The 17,106-nt window shown below is 47.2% G+C and carries 15 protein-coding genes; 8 read left to right on the plus strand and 7 right to left on the minus strand.

Annotation, left to right across the window (positions count from 1 at the left end; translation table 11 throughout):
- Window positions 1-490: 490 nt before the first annotated feature.
- From LAY57_RS12880 to LAY57_RS12900, 5 genes are all read right to left on the minus strand, one after another.
- A complete protein-coding gene (locus LAY57_RS12880; RefSeq protein WP_249067123.1) occupies window positions 491-1,831 on the minus strand; it encodes a DUF58 domain-containing protein in 1,341 nt (446 codons plus the stop codon).
- 169 nt (window positions 1,832-2,000) lie between these two features.
- Window positions 2,001-2,999 carry an RpnC/YadD family protein gene (locus LAY57_RS12885; protein ID WP_249067125.1) on the minus strand — a complete coding sequence of 333 codons (999 nt, stop codon included), beginning with the start codon at window positions 2,997-2,999 and terminating at the stop codon, window positions 2,001-2,003.
- Window positions 3,000-3,131: 132 nt separating this feature from the next.
- Entirely contained in the window at window positions 3,132-4,082 is a 951-nt protein-coding gene (locus tag LAY57_RS12890) for an AAA family ATPase (RefSeq protein ID WP_249067127.1), read from the minus strand.
- A 3-nt stretch (window positions 4,083-4,085) separates the two neighbouring features.
- Window positions 4,086-5,360 carry a DUF4350 domain-containing protein gene (locus LAY57_RS12895; RefSeq protein WP_249067128.1) on the minus strand — a complete coding sequence of 425 codons (1,275 nt, stop codon included), beginning with the start codon at window positions 5,358-5,360 and terminating at the stop codon, window positions 4,086-4,088.
- On the minus strand, window positions 5,357-5,965 hold the full coding sequence (locus LAY57_RS12900) for a DUF4129 domain-containing protein (protein WP_249067130.1): 609 nt from the start codon (window positions 5,963-5,965) through the stop codon (window positions 5,357-5,359). The genes LAY57_RS12895 and LAY57_RS12900 overlap by 4 nt, the downstream gene beginning before the upstream one ends.
- Window positions 5,966-6,299: 334 nt before the next feature.
- Between LAY57_RS12900 and LAY57_RS12905 the strand changes: the two genes are divergently transcribed.
- Both LAY57_RS12905 and LAY57_RS12910 read left to right on the plus strand, forming a co-directional pair.
- Window positions 6,300-9,092 (plus strand): GAF domain-containing sensor histidine kinase, encoded by a 2,793-nt coding sequence (locus tag LAY57_RS12905; protein WP_249067133.1) that lies wholly within the window; start codon window positions 6,300-6,302, stop codon window positions 9,090-9,092.
- Complete coding sequence (locus LAY57_RS12910) at window positions 9,073-9,261, plus strand: hypothetical protein (RefSeq protein ID WP_249067135.1); 189 nt, start codon at window positions 9,073-9,075, stop codon at window positions 9,259-9,261. The genes LAY57_RS12905 and LAY57_RS12910 overlap by 20 nt, the downstream gene beginning before the upstream one ends.
- A gap of 17 nt (window positions 9,262-9,278) precedes the next feature.
- Here LAY57_RS12910 and LAY57_RS12915 read toward each other — a convergent pair whose 3' ends face one another.
- The gene (locus LAY57_RS12915) at window positions 9,279-11,087 is read right to left on the minus strand and encodes a caspase family protein (RefSeq protein ID WP_249067137.1); all 1,809 of its coding nucleotides are present in this window, start codon (window positions 11,085-11,087) and stop codon (window positions 9,279-9,281) included.
- A gap of 82 nt (window positions 11,088-11,169) precedes the next feature.
- Between LAY57_RS12915 and LAY57_RS12920 the strand changes: the two genes are divergently transcribed.
- The 6 genes from LAY57_RS12920 (at window position 11,170) to LAY57_RS12945 (ending at window position 15,922) form a co-directional block, all read left to right on the plus strand.
- Complete coding sequence (locus LAY57_RS12920; RefSeq protein ID WP_249067139.1) at window positions 11,170-12,150, plus strand: DUF2135 domain-containing protein; 981 nt, start codon at window positions 11,170-11,172, stop codon at window positions 12,148-12,150.
- Between the two features lie 731 nt (window positions 12,151-12,881).
- The gene (locus LAY57_RS12925; protein ID WP_249067141.1) at window positions 12,882-13,733 is read left to right on the plus strand and encodes a hypothetical protein; all 852 of its coding nucleotides are present in this window, start codon (window positions 12,882-12,884) and stop codon (window positions 13,731-13,733) included.
- A 178-nt stretch (window positions 13,734-13,911) separates the two neighbouring features.
- The gene (locus LAY57_RS12930; RefSeq protein ID WP_249067143.1) at window positions 13,912-14,088 is read left to right on the plus strand and encodes a 50S ribosomal protein L32; all 177 of its coding nucleotides are present in this window, start codon (window positions 13,912-13,914) and stop codon (window positions 14,086-14,088) included.
- A 210-nt stretch (window positions 14,089-14,298) separates the two neighbouring features.
- Entirely contained in the window at window positions 14,299-14,892 is a 594-nt protein-coding gene (locus tag LAY57_RS12935; protein ID WP_249067144.1) for a sulfite oxidase-like oxidoreductase, read from the plus strand.
- A gap of 371 nt (window positions 14,893-15,263) precedes the next feature.
- Entirely contained in the window at window positions 15,264-15,608 is a 345-nt protein-coding gene (locus tag LAY57_RS12940; RefSeq protein ID WP_249067146.1) for a hypothetical protein, read from the plus strand.
- Window positions 15,605-15,922, plus strand: a complete 318-nt coding sequence (locus LAY57_RS12945; RefSeq protein WP_249067148.1) for a PIN domain-containing protein — start codon at window positions 15,605-15,607, stop codon at window positions 15,920-15,922. The genes LAY57_RS12940 and LAY57_RS12945 overlap by 4 nt, the downstream gene beginning before the upstream one ends.
- 593 nt (window positions 15,923-16,515) lie before the next feature.
- Here the strand turns inward: LAY57_RS12945 and LAY57_RS12950 are convergent.
- Window positions 16,516-17,106 (minus strand): linear amide C-N hydrolase (locus tag LAY57_RS12950; RefSeq protein ID WP_249067150.1); only part of this gene is annotated, 591 nt, incomplete at its 5' end.

The raw sequence follows: 17,106 nt of genomic DNA on the forward strand, positions 1-17,106 counted from the left end.
GGCGGTTGCTATAATTACAACCCAGACAGTAACTGCTCACCGCAACTGCGTTGCGGTATCGCGAATGAAACCACCAATAATTATGGCGACAGTTGCTCCTACACTGGAGTTTAGACTATCGCACCGCCGTTGCGATAGTCTAAACTCCAGTCAATAGCACGGCGGCTACAAAAAATAAGATTATCGATAAAATTATCGTTGCCAAAAGCATTAACCCAACTAATATACTTGCTGTCAAAAACTGCCAGATCCGGCGATTTACCTGACTGCGAACAAAGTTGGTACTTTCTGGCTGAACGCTCAACTCGCTAAATGTCAATCGTGAAATTATTGCACAAATTGCCGAGAATTTAGCCCACCCATAAATAGGGACTAACAACCACAAATGGGCTATTATAGAAAGCGTTGAATACAGTTTGAAGTGTGAACGATATAGTTTAATACTAACGTTGATAACGTTACCTATACTAAGAGGTTGCAGCATAGTAAGTTAAAGCTGATTTCGGGCTTTTAATTGCAGATATCGGTTTACCAATTGGTCGCTAATTTGATTTGCAGGTGCATCCAGTACCAAAACTCCTTTTTGTTTGAGCTGGGCAAAGGCAACCTGGCGCTGAGATAATAAATCTAAAGCGACAGTACGGGTGTAGGCAGCTTCGATCGCACCTCCATCAAGGGTAGAGAGGGGAGTATGAGCCAGTTTGTCAACCTGGGGGTCGCGCAAGGTGACGCAAAACGGCAGATAGCGCGGTGTCAGGCGTCCCAGTGCGGCGAGGAGTTCGGCTGAAGCGGTGATATCCACAATATCTGTAATCAGCACTACTAAGGCGCGACGGGTTTGCTGATTCACCAATTTTGTCACAGCCCCAACGTAATCCGGTTCTAGCAACACAGGTTGAATGGGGGTGAGTCGATCGATCAATTTAGATAGCTGATGCTGTCCGCGTTCCGGCGGTATCCAGGTGGTAACTTCGCGATCGAACACAGCTACACCCACCTTATCGCCTCGATTCAAACCAGTCAGCGCCAGCGCCAGCGTCGCATTCAACCCCCAATCAAACCGCTTCAACCCCTGCACCCGCGCCGTCATCAAACGACCGCGATCGAGCAAAATAATCAATGTTTGCTCTTGTTCGGGCTCCAGTACCCGAATCTGAAGCGATGCTGCTGGTGTCGCCCCCATCCTACGCGCTGTAGCCTTCCAATCCACAAAGCGGGGGTCATCACCCATCCGATATTCTCGCAATTCCGCAAATTCGGTGCCAATTCCCATCCGTTTAGCTTGGCGCATGGTGCCAGTATTTTGCAGAGTCAGGCGAATGGTTAATTGTCGCAATCCAATCAAATCTGGATAAACCGCCACCTTGGTACTTTGAGGAATTTTCCTGTCATCCCAAGCTAATCCCCACCCACCGAGTTGGCGAACTTGAATATCTCCCCAAGCATATTCGCCTCGCTGCGTCGGATGAACTGTATAGGTGAGTTCCTGACGGCTGCTGCTGGGTAAGGCGGTTTGCAATAATGGTGTGGAAACGCCAAACTCGCTTGGGTAATAGTCGCGGATTAGCAGTTTGGCTGGGCGCTGACCCGATTCTACCGTTAGTACCACTGGGTTATCTCTTCCGATGGACAATCGCCCCAAAGGTTGACGACTAATTTGGATGCGCCTTCTGCGAACCAATAGTCCATCTGCTAGAGTCAATAGCAGTACAAGGCCGTCAAATAGCAGCGTACCAAGGATTCCAACCGACACGCTGAAAACTGATGATAGGAATAGTGCGATCGCTATTCCCAAAACCAACAATAAATAAACTCGTCCTGAAGGAACCATATCGATTTTGGATTTTAGATTTTGGATTTTAGATTTAAAATTGTTCTGCTGTCACGCACTCTACTGTTATTGTAGGTTAATCCAAAATCCCAAATTCAAAATTGATTGACTTTGGTTTGGCGGTCAACCTGTAGGGACACGGTACTGTCCCTACAGGTTGGTAGATTAGTTAATTGGGGGTGTCAGTTGATTCGACAAATTGCTGAAATTCGGCAATAGAACTGATAGAAATGGCGCGTTGCAGAAGTTGTTTGAGCGTAGAGATATCTTCTATTTGATTAACCATTGCACTCAGTGACGGTGGCACTTGGTTAAACCGCACTTCCAAGACTTCCAGCACGGCCTCGCGAGACTTTTGTAGGAGTCCTTCTTGTCGTCCTTCTTGTCGTCCTTCTTGTCGTCCTTCTTGTCGTCCTTCTTCCATTGCGCGACGTTCAATATTGCTGAGGATGGGCATTTTTCGTTCCTCCTGATAGCGTTTGAGTTTGGTGTCAAAACTTTGTTGGAGTGCTTCGGGTAGGGTCATCATCCAGTCGAGCAAACGAAATAACTTGATGATGTCGGTTTCAGTATAACCCCGTTCGTAGAGGTTTCGCACGAGATTCCATTTCCATTCCTCCCGTTCTGCGCCTTTGCCAATAGTAGCTTTGGTCTTCAGATGAGCCATCACTAATATAGCAAAGGGGTTGAGGCTGAGAGCGAGGGTTTCCCACTGGCTTTCGTAGTCTAAGAGTTTGGCGGTGGGAAATTCAAAGTTGACGGAACAGCCACCGAGTTCGTAACTGTAGGCGTGAGGACGCCAGTTGCGGCGCTCGTCCCCCAATATCGCTAGGCTAATTACTTTTTTGTGGATGTCAAAAGAGCGGTAATGGTAAATGTACATCCGCTCGGTAAATTCGGCGTCTTCTTGACTTTGGACTTCGATATGAATTAAGATGTAAGCCTCTTCTCCGTTGCGCCGCCATACTTGGAAAAGTTTATCTGCTTCTCGCTCTCCGGCGCTGGCTGTGGGGGTAATTTGTTGTAGTTCTTTATCGAGAGATTGGTGTTCTCTCGTCCAGTCTACTAAGTCATGGACTTGGGGAAAAAAGAAGGATAAGAATGGATCGAGATATTCTTCTATGGCTTCTTTCCAGGTAGTATCGTAATTTGCATTTGGTGTGGTCACCCTGATTTCTCCTGATGATTGGGTTGGTCGCGATCGCTATTCTTAGCACCAACAATAAATAAGCTATAGTATCTAGTGCGATTTTTCCCTAAATGAGTAGAACGGTCATTTTAGATGCGTAGCAGCTTAAACTCATCTTGGCACGGGAACTTGATTCAATAACGAAGCAATTACCGCATCAACCTGCAATCCATCTAGCTGAGATTCTGGTCTTAAAATGAAGCGATGACGCAGCAGTGGAGGCGCTATAGCTTTAACATCATCTGGGGTCACAAAATCTTTTCCATTTAGCCAAGCATAAGCTTTACTTGTCTGCAACCACACTACAGCCGATCGCGGCGATCCCCCCAATGCTAAATCGGGATGTTGACGACTGCGTTGCACCAAAGCTAACAGATAATCTATAATTTTCTCATCAACATTAACTTTGCTGACTTTTTGACGTGCCAGCAAAATATCTTCAACAGTCGCGACAGGTTTTATCCGTGCTAAATCTAGGCGTCGCGATTGAAAACCAGCCTGACGATTCATCAACATTTGCTTTTCCGCCGCAGCATCTGGATAATCGACAACCAGCTTGAATAAAAATCTGTCTAGCTGAGCTTCTGGTAGGGGATAAGTACCTTCAAATTCAAGAGGATTCTGGGTAGCGATCGTCCAAAACAAATCCGGTAACTGCAAGCTTTCCCCATCCAGCGTTACCTGTCCTTCTTCCATCGCTTCCAGCAATGCAGACTGGGTTTTTGGAGGTGTCCGGTTAATTTCATCAGCCAGCAAGATTTGGGTAAATACTGGCCCTTTTTTGAGGCTAAAGTTGCGGGTATTCAAATCGAAGATATTGGTGCCGATGATATCAGCAGGAAGAATATCTGGCGTTAGCTGAATCCGCTTAAAATCTGCTTGCACGAGTTGAGCCAGTACCTTAACCAGTAGCGTTTTTCCCGTTCCCGGAACGCCCTCCAAAATGACGTGACCGCCCGCAAGTAAGGCTACCAACAACTGCTGCACCAAAGTGTTTTGACCGACGACTATTCGGTTGATAGCTTGACCGAGATGATTTAATACACCATTAATTTCGTTCATTTTTTATCTTAAATGTTTAATGTTTAATTGTCGTATATTTTGCCATTTGGATAGCCAATTTAGCAAGTTTTGTTCGCCAATCCGATGTTTTTTAGATGGCAGTTGCAATACTTGTTCTAGTTCGGCAGCTTTTTGCCCTGTTTGTTCTATCCAGGCATCGATCAGGGTTTGACGATCGACTGGTGTCGTTCCCAGTCCCAAAGCTTTTTGTAACTGAATCTGCTCTTCTTTACCCAGCACCTCTAAAATAAACTCGCTACTGTTGGCTTTTTGCAAGACACCCGCCAGCGCTTCTATGTAAGCTTTGCTGTTATCTACTACTGGGGATGCTAGGGTGAGAGGTTGTCCCAGACGCTGATTGCTACCCAGCACCAGTACTAGGAGAATAACACCTACTTGCACAAATACACTCGCCAAAGGTGTCTTAGCTAAATAAGTTATCCAGTTGCCAGTACCTTCCTTGACGATGACATCCTTATCTTTGTAGCTGTGCAGATATTCATCGACAAAGATTGACTTGCTGTTTTGGGTAACCAATTGTGCTAGAAATTTATAGTTCCCCGGCTCATTCTGATAAGCATTGGCGGCAAGATGGGGAGTAGTGGCGTAAATAACCTGTCCTTTGCCCAGCTTTTGTGACCAAACTACAGTACCAAAGCGATCGCCCAACCATTTTCTCTCGTCTCCTTTCAATTTCTTCCGCCGCGCTGTCTCAATTTTTACACCCCCACCGCTGAATTCCTGCACAGTGCTAAAACCTACCTCTGTCACAGGTTGACGCACTCCCAATATCACCAAGGTATTGCCACGTTCTACCCATTCTCTCTCCCTCAAGTCAAGCGAATCATTATCTAGCTGGCTGTTGACGCGCAGCAAAGTCATCGGACTGGGGCATTGGGCATTGGGCGGGCATTGGGAATTAGTAGTTCTTCTGCTCCTCTGCTCCTCTGCTCCTCTGCTCCTCTGCTCCCCTGCTCCTCTGCTCCTCTGCTCCCCTGCTCCTCTGCTCCTCTGCTCCCCTGCTCCTCTGCTCCCCCGCTCCTCCGCTCCCCCGCTTCTCACTCCTGGGAAATCGGCAAAGGGTTTTTGCCAACGCTTGACGGGAGTTCCGCGTTTTTCCATGAAGGCGTACCACGCACCGTAGCCATCGGGAGAGCGGCTGTAGGTGGAACCGCTGTTAAGCTTACTATTTTGGGGAGCTGCTAGTAGGGTGAGTAAAATTATTACCGCTACAGCAAGCGCCGCCAGCCATAGTATATTTCGTCGTGGGAGTTTCATTTTTCGTCGATTTTACGATATGCCTGCTGACAGCGATCGAATATTTCTGAGGAAATCTCGGCATTGCCAAAACACAGTTCCTCGTGAGTATTAAGTAAAACTTGATACGACTCTTGCTTAGGTAGCATCTGGGTTAACTGCCGGTATTCGCCATCTGTGCGACTGGGTTCGTGGGGGATAATCCCAGTTTCGTGCGATCGCTGTAACATTGCCATATAAAGGCACCGCACCGCCTCACCGTAGTTACCTTGTAGGTAATATTGTCGCGATCGGCCCAACCAATCTGCTGTCGTGCGATCGTTAACAGGCGTTGTCTTGGTAGCTGAGTTCCCCAGTTCAAAGCCAAGGGAGGAGAGGTAAGGACGCAATAGCAGCCACAGCTGCCAAAGCAACCAAGTCACAACCAATCCCAGTATTAACCAAAATGCCGCTTTGAACAACGGCCATAATAGTTTGATTAAGTCGATCAACCAGGATGGAAAGGACACATTTGATAGGTCAGGAGTATTCTCGGACAGTTTCAGTTCCAGCCACTCCGAGAACCGCTGCTGCAACTGGTGCATTTGCCAAGCAAAGTTAGTCTTCTCAAATCCATCAGCCGACATGGTGACCAATTTCCCACATTAGGATCTCAAACGGGTTAATGCTGATTATCGATGATCGCAGCCATTGTGGGGATGGCTCACCTGACAAGGGCTGTAATTTTTAATCCCTGATGTCCAATGCCCTTTTTGCCGATCCCCAGTTCTATATCCCCAGCTTCCCTTAGAAACCGTTGCTGCGTTAGAATGCTTGCAAGCACTGCCTATATACTGAATAATAGTTAATTTATGTAAATAAATAATTAGTTTGATTAAATAAATGATATATAATTTAAAAAAAATTAATATTTTAATGAGAATAAATTCTATAATTTGATAAATTTTGTGGATATAAGCAATGACTTTTACACAGAAGACACCACAAATAGCAGCAGCGATCGACCAGGAAGTATTGCTGCGTCGGATGACTAACCGTATCCATAAATCATTAGAGCTACAAGAAATTTTGAGATCGACTGTTGGGGAAATCCGAGCTTTCTTAGGAACCGATCGGGTGATGGTCTATCGGTTTAATAGAGATAGCAGTGGAGAAGTAATTGCGGAATCGATTTATGAAGATCGCCTGCCGTCCTTGTTGGGTTTGAATTTTCCAGCCGATGACATTCCGCCAGAAGCCCGCGAGCGATTAATCAAAGCTCGCCAACGCTCGATCGTGGATTTAGCAACGCAGCAGATTGGTGTAAGTCCCTTAGACTGCCCTGAGACAGGCGCTCTTCTGGAAACAGAGAATATAAGCTATCGACCCGTAGACCCCTGCCATGTTGAATATCTTACAGCAATGGGGGTGCGTTCTAGTTTAGTAGTGCCGATTCTCTGTTACAACGTCACAACCCAGCAACAGCAGGCGCAACTCTGGGGACTGCTGGTATCTCACCACTCCGAAGCAAAATCTATTTCCGAACGAGAACTGGATGTTGTCCAACAGGTGGCGGATCGAGTTTCGATCGCTCTAGCCCAGTCTACCCTGCTCAGCATGACCAGTCAACAGCGCGATCGAGAAGCGGGGATTAATCGCATCGCCACCCTACTGCACAGTTTACCAACTATCGAATTGCAAAATGCTTTGGAGGAAACCGTCCCCTTGTTTGACGGTTCCGGTGGCAGAATTTACATTACCGGACAAGATGTCAATCCCGAAATTGAAACCCTATACCATACCCAGGTTTACACCTGTGGCGCTCAACCCACTCTCTTAGAAGAAGGTAGAAAAGGAGAATCAGCAAGATTTATTGAACAGCACCCCTGCTGGGAATCAGCTGGGAGTGGTTATCCAGAACTAACGAAAAAATCTACTCGCATACAAGCGATCGCAGATATTTATAATAACTCTCAATACCTTGCAATGGCTCCCGCCTTCCAAGCTACCCAAATTCGCGGCCTGTTAATTATACCTTTAGAGTATCGGCAACAATTTCTTGGTTATTTAACTATTTTTCGCGATGAAATTGATACCGAAACTTTGTGGGCGGGTAACTTCGATCCGGATCGGCGACAAAAATACCCCCGTCGCTCCTTCGAGGCATGGCGAGAGGTTAAAAAAGGACAAGCCCGTGCGTGGACTTTTGAAGAAATTGAACTGGCTGAAGTAGTGGGCAATCACTTTGCAATGGGGGTGCAGCAGTATCGATTGTACCAACAGGTAATTCATCTCAATGCCGACCTCGAACGTCAAGTTCAGAAGCGCACAGATGAATTACAAAAAGCGCTGGATTTTGCCAGAGTTCTTAAGCAAGTCACAGACCAAATTCGCAGCACCTTAGATTCAAAAACAATTCTGCAAACCATCGTCACAAAAGTCCGTCACCTGCTAAATACAGACCGAGTAGTGATTTATCAGTTCACCAAAGAAAGTCAAGGCAAAATAGTAGTCGAAGCAGTCGGGGGTGAGTGGCTCTCAGTTTTAGGCTTGGCAACGCCAGAAGAATGCTTTTCCGAAAAGGTTGTCAATTTTTATAAAGAAGGGCGAGTGATGGCTATTGACGATACCTCGAAAGCAAATTTAACTCCTTGTCATCTAAAGCTTTTGGAGAGAATTCAGGTTCAAGCGAATCTAGTTGTACCAATTAGGATGGGCGAGCAACTGTGGGGTTTGCTAATTGCCCACGAGTGTAATACTCCTAGAGTTTGGCAAGTGAGCGAACTGGATCTGTTGCAGCAGTTAGCAGCTCAAGCTGCGATCGCAATTCACCAAGCAGAACTTTACCAACAAAGCTGCACTGCTGCAATGCAAGAACAAGCTAAAGCTCAACAACTGGAGAAAACCCTGGATGAGTTGCAACAAACCCAATCCCAACTAATTCAAACTGAAAAAATGTCCAGTTTGGGACAGCTGGTTGCCGGTGTAGCCCACGAAATTAACAATCCAGTCAATTTTATTTTTGGCAACCTTATCCATGCCAGTCAATACAGCCAAGATTTACTCGACCTGCTGCAACTCTACCAGCAGTACTATCCCGATCCTTACCCAGAGATAGAAGAAAAAGCCGAAGATATCGAGTTAGAATTTATCAGCGATGACTTGCCAAAAGTCCTAAGTTCGATGAAAGTAGGGGCCGATCGCATCCGCCAGCTAGTATTATCGTTGCGTAATTTCTCCCGTCTCGACCAAGCCGAAAGAAAGGCGGTGGATATCCACGAAGGAATCGAAAGTACCCTGTTAATTTTGCAACATCGGCTCAAATCCAAAAACGCTCATTCCGGCATCCAAATAATCAAAGACTACGGCAATTTGCCAACAGTGGAGTGTTACGCCGGTCAGTTAAATCAGGTGTTGATGAACCTGCTTTCTAATGCGATCGACGCCCTTGAGGAACGCGATCGCAAACGCACACCAGATCAGATCCAAGCTCACCCCAGCCAGATTACCATCCAAACACAATTTTTACCGAAACACACAGGCGAAGGGCCCTGGGTGAGAATTAAGATTGCTGACAATGGGCTGGGTATGACAGCAGATGTCCAAGCCCGCATCTTCGATCCCTTTTTCACTACAAAAGAACCTGGTAAGGGAACGGGGCTGGGCCTAGCCATCAGCTATCAAATTTTAGTAGAAAAGCACGGGGGAGCATTCAAATGCGTCTCGCAACCGGGGATAGGTACGGAATTTTCTATTGAGATTCCCACTCACTAGGGGCAAGTGGTCAGTTGTCAATGGTCAGTGGTCAATGGTCAGTGGTCAGTGGTCAGTTGTCAATGGTCAGTGGTCAGTTGTCAAGAAAATTTCGCCTCTTACCCCCTCCCCTCTTACCCCCTCCCCTCTTACCCCCTCCCCTCTCTTCCCGCTAGCCCCTAGCCCCTAGCCCCTAGCCCCTAGCCCCTATGTCTTGTGTTGCTGGCGCTTCCATTGAGCGATCGCCTGCCGAGATTTTGCATAGGCGGGCGTGTTTTTTGGCACTAAAGATGCTGTATCAATGGCAACATTGAAATTTCCTTGAGATGCTCGCTTTTGAGCCAACTGAAAAATAGTTTGACTCCATTGGGCGATCGACTTCTGAGCTTCCGTATATACTGGCTGACCGGCTGGGATTTTGCGAGCGATGTCGATCGCTTTGTTGTAAGAAGAAGCTTGTTCCGGCTTAATCAATCCCTTCGCAGTTTGTAACAAAGCCTTGTTAGCCTGCTGCTTCTTAGCGACAGCGTTCCACTGCTTAATTGACTTTTGTGCTTGGGCGTAAATAGGCTGTGGGTCTTTGGGTACTAGATTAGCTGCTGCTAGAGCGCCGCTAAAATTTCCCAGATTGGCACGTCCTTGAGCCGTATCCAGAATAATTTGGCTCCAGCGCTCGATCGAGTCCTGTGCTTGGGCGTACAGAGGTTGACCAGATTTAATTTGACTAGCTAACGCGATCGCTTCGCTGTATTGGGAAACTTGATTATTTTGAAGCAAGATTTGAGCTTTATCTAACCGTTCCTTATTGATCTGTTCCTGAGTCTTCGGTTTAGCTGCCACAGACCCAGACTTATTAGATAAAGCCGGACTTGGTTGACGACCGGCTGTCTGCTGACGCCAAGGACGCCCAAAAAGACTCATCAACAAAAGCACCAAAAGCAGCAAGCCGCCTCCCCAAAGCAGCATTTGTTGCCAAAAAGACCCATCATCATCATCTTCTTCTGTGTGAATGATGTTTCTCGAACTTGCTGAATGCCCGTTTGTTGTCTCTGTCGGGGTAACAGCCGGTTCTGACTGCCAATTAGAGCGCGGTTCGATATCGTCCAAATTCCCATCGAAAGGGTTCCGAATGCTCGATCCACTCCCAACAGTTTGGGTATGTTCCTGGGTAGCAACAAGAGTGGGGGTGACCGTTGCGCTGCTTACCGCGACCTCCGCCAAAGTCTTACGCTCCGCACCCCCAACGTGATAGCCGCTTGTCATTGGTATTCCCAGATCCGGCAAAATCACCTGATGGCTTTTTCCGGGAGGATGTACGACAACCACAGGTTCTTGTCGGGGTCGCCAGTGAAGTTCGCATAATTCAGGTAGGCGCTCGCTCAGATAACGCTTCAGAGTAGCGAGGCTCATATCGGCCTCTTCCGTGCGTAGACCTTCCAAGAGTGCTGCTGTAAATAAACCGTGCTGTAGGTCTGAGGCTTCGTGAGACAATTGGTTGGGTTGGCAGGAAAGTATTGTGGGGATTTCCAGTTCGCGAGCTAATTCGACTGTTTGACTTCCTACCTGCGTACCTGCTTGGTTTTCCCGCTCGCGGTTCATATCAAGCAAAACCAGTTGCATGGTGGCTTTTGAAGTTTTCAGGCTTTCATAGAGCGATCGCATCGCCACTCCTGTGCCTGCCATATCGGCTAAGTTCCCATCGATCGGCATCAAGTAGTCCTGCCCATCCGATTTGACCCCATAGCCGCTAAAGAATAGCCACACCAAGTCGCCTGGTTGTATTGCCTCCCGGCACAACCAATCCATCCATAACTTAATATTTTCGCGGGTTGGGTAGGTTGACTGACCCTCAACGAACGGCGAGGTGTCGGTCAATAGCAGACAGCGATCTGGCATAAAGCCAGCTTTGCTCACCAGAAAATTCCACAGCGCTTGTGCATCTGCTTGGGCATAACCTAGAGGTTGCAAGTACTGATATTGGTTAATGCCAATTGTCATCAGCCAGTGATTGCTCATAAAAGATGTACCTCACGTCAACGACAGTTATAGATTGTTATCAATGATCTGATATCAGAAATTTCAAGGTAAGAGTTTTACGATGCGAATTGCTTCTTTGAGTTTAGTGGCTTTGTTCGGACTAAGCGGAAGTTTTTGCGCCTTTGAAGGGGCGATCGCACCTCCAATAGCTCAAGCTTATACCTCCCGCGTTAATATTACGCTGGATCGGCAACCAAATGAATCCTTTGCGACCCTCGTTCGCAGAGCCGAGGCCGTTGCCAGAGCCGCCGCTCAGCGCAGCTTCGACAATGACATTTTAGTCACAGAAGCTGCCATTATCATCACAGGCCAAAATATCGGTTTGTCAGCACCGATACTGACTTTGCAAGTTAGCCGCCAGAGCTGGAAAAACCAACCCGACACCCAGCGTTGGTCAACTTATTATCCCAAATCCAAGGAGCTATTGAGAATTGACGATCCTGTCCCCGCAGTGGCAGCCAGCCCCAGTCCCGCCGCCGGACAAAGACCAGAACCAACACTGGGTACAGGTGTTATTCAAAGTACATTGAGATGGTCTACTACTGACGACCTAGACTTAGAAATCACCGATCCCAGCGGTCAGAGAGTTTTCTTCCAAAACAAGCGCGTACCGTCGGGTGGTCAACTTGATGTTGATAGTAACGCAGGTTGTCAGAATACGATCTCAAATCCGGTCGAAAATATTTTCTGGCCGACAACTGGCGCTCCTCCCGGTAACTATGTAGCCAAAGTCAACCTTTACCAACGTTGTGGAACGCGAACAGGGCCAGTTCCATTCCGGTTGAGGTTACTTGTACAGGGGAACACCAGGGAATTGACGGGTAATGTGGATGACTCAAATCAAATCGTTAGCTTCCCCTTCTCGATCGCGCCTGCTGGCTCCAGAACGCCCGGTCAATCGCCAACAAGCCCCTCAACCCCTGCTCCAGCCACAACCCCTGGGCGCAGTCCCGCCAACCGCCGGAGCAGTCCTACTCCACGCCCCACAGCCCAGCCTACAGCCCCCACTAATTCCCCGCCTGCTACTCGTCCGGGGTCATAACTAAACGGGTGCGATCAAAAACAGTTGGTGATAGGGACAAGGAGGACAAGGGGGACAAGGAGGACAACCAACTACTTATGACCGCACCCTAACTATACTTAGCACGGTCATAGAACGAGCTTTTTTAACCCAGCAGTAGGGGCGAAGCATTCCGGTAATAATTTGTTGGTTGAACCCAAACATATTTACCGGAATGCTTCGCCCCTACGCATCAAAAATAACAGTTTGTGCCCGTGCGGAGTATAAACAGACAGGGAGGCTCTCCCGTACTTGTGCCGGAAAACCAGGTTTTTTAGGCAAAAAAGTATGGGCAGATTTTATATTTAAGACTTACGCATTTTATCGCCTCATTCACTACAGATGTAGAATAAATTCATCAATTTACTCTACATCTGACGGTAAAAGCACCTTAAAAGCGTAAGTCCTGAGATTTTAGAATTGAACAGCTCAATTCTCCCTAAGTACGGGATATCCTTGAGTATTAACTTGACAAATCTCTCTATAGACTGGGTACCTTGTATTCCATCATGCAGATTAGCGCCACATCAGCTCAGAGCTAGTGTAAAAGCAATAGGACTTACGCATTTGATTTTGCACCCACCCTAGATGTAGGGGCAATTCATGAATTGCCCCTACATCTAGGGTGAAAAGCGCCAATAATCATGGTAAGTCCTGAGCAAAAGACAACTAACTCGCGATTCGGGGTTGTCATCAAGGAGCAGGAGCTAATCATGTCTAAGTTAAATCAATCTGGATTTACAAAGCGATCGCCACAAAGCTGGAGAACACCAGTGAGCGTACTAAGTTTAGTAGCCTTAATGGGGATGGGAGGAACTTTCTGGTTGTCAAGTGAAGCGAATGCACAAACTACACGCACTCGTACAGCACGAACTGCACCTCAATCTAATGTCGATCGCATCAACCTCACCCTCAACCGTCAGCCTAACGAAAGCTACGATACCCTGATCCGCAGAGCAGAAGCAGCAGCAAGAGAAACAGCTCAGCGTAACTTTAACCAAAACGGTTCGCTTAGAGCGGTTGGTGTGACAGTACTGGGGCAAAATGCAGGTGCGATCGCGCCCCTTCTATCCTTGGAAGTGAATCGTCAAAACTGGGCGAGTCGTCCCGATACCCAGCGCTGGGCTACATATTTTAAGAACGCCCAATCTCTTTTAAGAATAGATAATCCCACTCCAAACCTTGCCGAAGGGTTTGTCAACTCCACTCCAGGACAAGTAGTTCCCAACGGCAACATCGTACCTGGTAATGGAACAGGACAAGTAGTTCCCAACGGCAACATCGTACCTGGTAATGGAACAGGACAAGTAGTTCCCAACGGCAACATCGTACCTGGTAACGGAACAGGACAAGTACTTCCCAACGGCAGCATCATACCTGGAGGTACAACTAACGGAACAGGACAAGTACTTCCCAACGGCAGCATCATACCTGGAGGTACGCCTGCGGGGACTACAGTCTATGACACCACTGATACGGGTAGTACTAATGGGCAAGGGGGCGGCGGCGCTAACACCTCTGGAACCACTAACACTGGGACGACTGGCGGGGGAATACGTCGCTAGTAAACAAGAAGAATTGGCACAGGCTAGGGCCTACAAATAGATTAGCTCCTGTACTTCAGTGAGGTATATAGAAACCCGGTTTCTTCGAGAAACCCGGTTTCTCGCCTGTAATTCATTCGACTGCAACCCGTTGTAATGGCCTAAAATAGGAAGGTTGTCCATTAATAGCAGAGCGATCATGGCAGTTCCTAAGAAGAAAACATCTAAATCAAAACGGGATATACGCAAAGCCACCTGGAAACGTAAAGCAGCGTTACAGGCAAAGAAAGCCCTCAGCTTGGGCAAATCGATTCTGACTGGGCGGTCTACGTTCGTGTATCCCACCAAGGAAGAAGAAGACGAAGAGGAATCCTAAGCAGCGGCAGAATCCCCTTTGCTAGACTCTGGGGGAGTGTCAAATAATGTAAATATGGATGCTAACACGACAGCTTGATGCCGCTGTCGTGTTGTGTTATAGCTAGGGACTAGGGGCTAGGGACTCTTCGTCAAGGGTTTCAGGAATTAAGAACGTCGTAACCGCCTTGGCGGTTGCTATAGCACTAAAAACTCTATTGCAACTGGATTTATGCTAGGAAAATTTTTCAAGAAGCCTGGGCCAGAATTAAGCGATCGCATCCCTCCCGGTCAATACGAAAGCAAGGGATTCCCAGTACTGACTTACGGCAGTACACCCGATGTCACCATCGAGAACTGGCAATTTCGAGTCTGGGGCAAAGCAAAAGAAGCCACCTTCACTTGGTCGGACTTGATGGCGATGCCCCAACACGACTTCACCGCCGATTTTCACTGCGTCACCCGCTGGTCAAAACTTGATGTCCAGTGGACTGGCGTGAAAGTAACGGACTTTATGAAGCACGTTGAGGTAGACCCCAAAGCAGCTCATATAATGGAACACTGCTACGGCGGCTACACCACCAACATCAGTATGGAAGATTTCCTGCGCGAAGAAAACTTTTTTGCCCATACCTTGTTTGGCGAACCGCTATCCCCAGAACATGGTGGCCCGATGCGGTTAGTCGTTCCCCATATCTACGCCTGGAAAAGTGCCAAATGGATTAATGGTTTAGAATTTCTAGAATCGGAAGATTTGGGTTTTTGGGAACGCAATGGCTACCATCGACGAGGCGAACCTTGGGCAGAAGAACGCTACAGCAGTTAGTTTCGCTATATGATGAAAATTCTTTACCCACTCTCATAACTTCAATTAAAGCAGGAGGTCAGGAACGTCTAAAAGGATAATTGTCTACGACGGGCTTCGCTTACGCACTTCCCGAATTCCCCTAAGCGATCGCACTCCAGTCAATACAGCGGCTTGCAGCCGCGTTAGGTATAGCTAGGGGCTGGGGAGAGGGATTGACAGTTTTCCCGACGCTCGGAAAAATACAAGCTTTGATGCGATGCAAGCTTATGATGAAAATTCTTTATCCACTCTCATGACGCCAATTAAAGCACGATGTCAGGAAGGTCTAGGATGATGATGCAGAAAGTTAAATAAAATAAAATAAAATCATCCTCCATTTAAACCCCATCATGGCTATCCCAGAACTCGAACAACAACTCTTACAGCTTTCGCTCAACGATAAACTGTATATCATCCAACTGCTCGCCCAAAGCCTGCTCGTACCCAATAATAACACCCACCCAGATCAACCCAGTAAACTCTCAGACTTTTTCCGTCAATCACCTCTAACTGAACTCAGCGAAGAAGTGGATTTTAGTAGATGCTGTGCATTACTAAAAACCCTTACTGAGTCTCTACAACCAGAAACCGAAACCCCAGAATATCCCCTTCCTCAATTTTATGGATGTATCCAAGACGAAACATTTTTTCGTCATCCCCAAGGACAACAATCAGAACGCGAATCAACCCTATGAAATTTTTGCTAGATACTAACACTTGTATCATCTATATGCGTGGTAAAAACACAAGCTTAAAGCAGAAACTAGAATCTACTGCAACTAAAGATATTGCCGTTTGTTCAATCGTTAAAGCCGAGCTATTTTATGGCGCAATTAAAAGTGCAAACCCACAACGTAATCTTACCATACAGCAAGAATTTTTAGCCCAATTTATATCACTAACCTTTGACGACCTAGCGGCAATGACATTTGGAATAATTCGCGCTGGGCTAGAAGCATTAGGAACGCCAATCGGAGCTTATGATTTACAAATTGCGGCGTCGCACTAACAAATAACTTAACCCTCATCACCCATAACACTAGAGAATTCCAGCGCGTTAATAACTTACTAATTGAAGATTGGGAGATAGATAAATGATAAACGAATGACTGGAGAATATCATCTCACAAATTCCCGTGATGTCTACGACGGGCTGCGCCTACGCACTTCCCACATCCCCAAAGCGATCGCTCTTCCGTAAATCAAAAGCGATCACACTAAACCTCACGATTTAGAGTTACAGGCAAATTTTCTACCCCAAAATCCACCCTCAACCGCCAGAAACCTTTCTCACATTGCTTTTGGGCTGTTGCAAAATCTTCTCGACTTCCCCAATTGCGGATACGATGAGCGCGTCCCCGCAATTGGGAGGCTCACACTCCCGTAAAAAAGGCGATCGCTAAAGCTGTCATTTCGCGATCGGCCCAAATTCCCACAAGCGAGGGCCCTTTTTCCAAGAAAACAGCGATCGGGCTGTACATAAAGGCGATCGCTCTCCAACTTACGGCATCGTAGACATCGCACCGCTAATTGAGAAGGTGCGTTACGATTTGGCTAACGCCCCCTACAAGAGCAAGCGATCGCACTTTCATCAACTTCCCATTACTCGGATACGTTGTTCCCAAACAGATCTTTGGCAGGTTTCAATTCCTTGGATACATCACCGATCGCTTGTCGATTCTTGGTCAGATCGAAGACACGGACACCACTGCCTTCTTTGAAGTCTAACTTCTTGGCATCAAGCCATATCAGAGTAGGATAAAGGGATGATTCGTACAGATACAGTTTTTCTGTGAGAGCAGCGACTGTACGCCATCGGGTTGATGAGGCATAAGGGGCCCCCTCCGGTACTCGAAACGGTTGTGCGGTAGAGCGCATAACACTTAAAACCCCAGCGATCGCTTCCCGTTGGTTTGCTGGCTTAGGGAGACTCTTTAAATAAAAGGCACCACGGACAAAACGGTCAGCAGCAGCAGAAGTACCCGGTAAGTCTAGCCCACCACCAAACCCTTTATAGTTCTGGAGATTGCCGATCTGCTTTTTGAAGGGAGGAGAATTAGTCAGGACGTTGTACTCAATCGAATAATTAGGAATGTCGTCACTGTAGTAGATGTTTGTTTCAACCTGGAGGGGTGACAACAATGGGTCAACCCCGCACGCAGTAAGGGGTTGACCCATTGTTGTCACCCCGTC

Source organism: Argonema antarcticum A004/B2 (assembly GCF_023333585.1).
Lineage (GTDB): Bacteria > Cyanobacteriota > Cyanobacteriia > Cyanobacteriales > Aerosakkonemataceae > Argonema > Argonema antarcticum.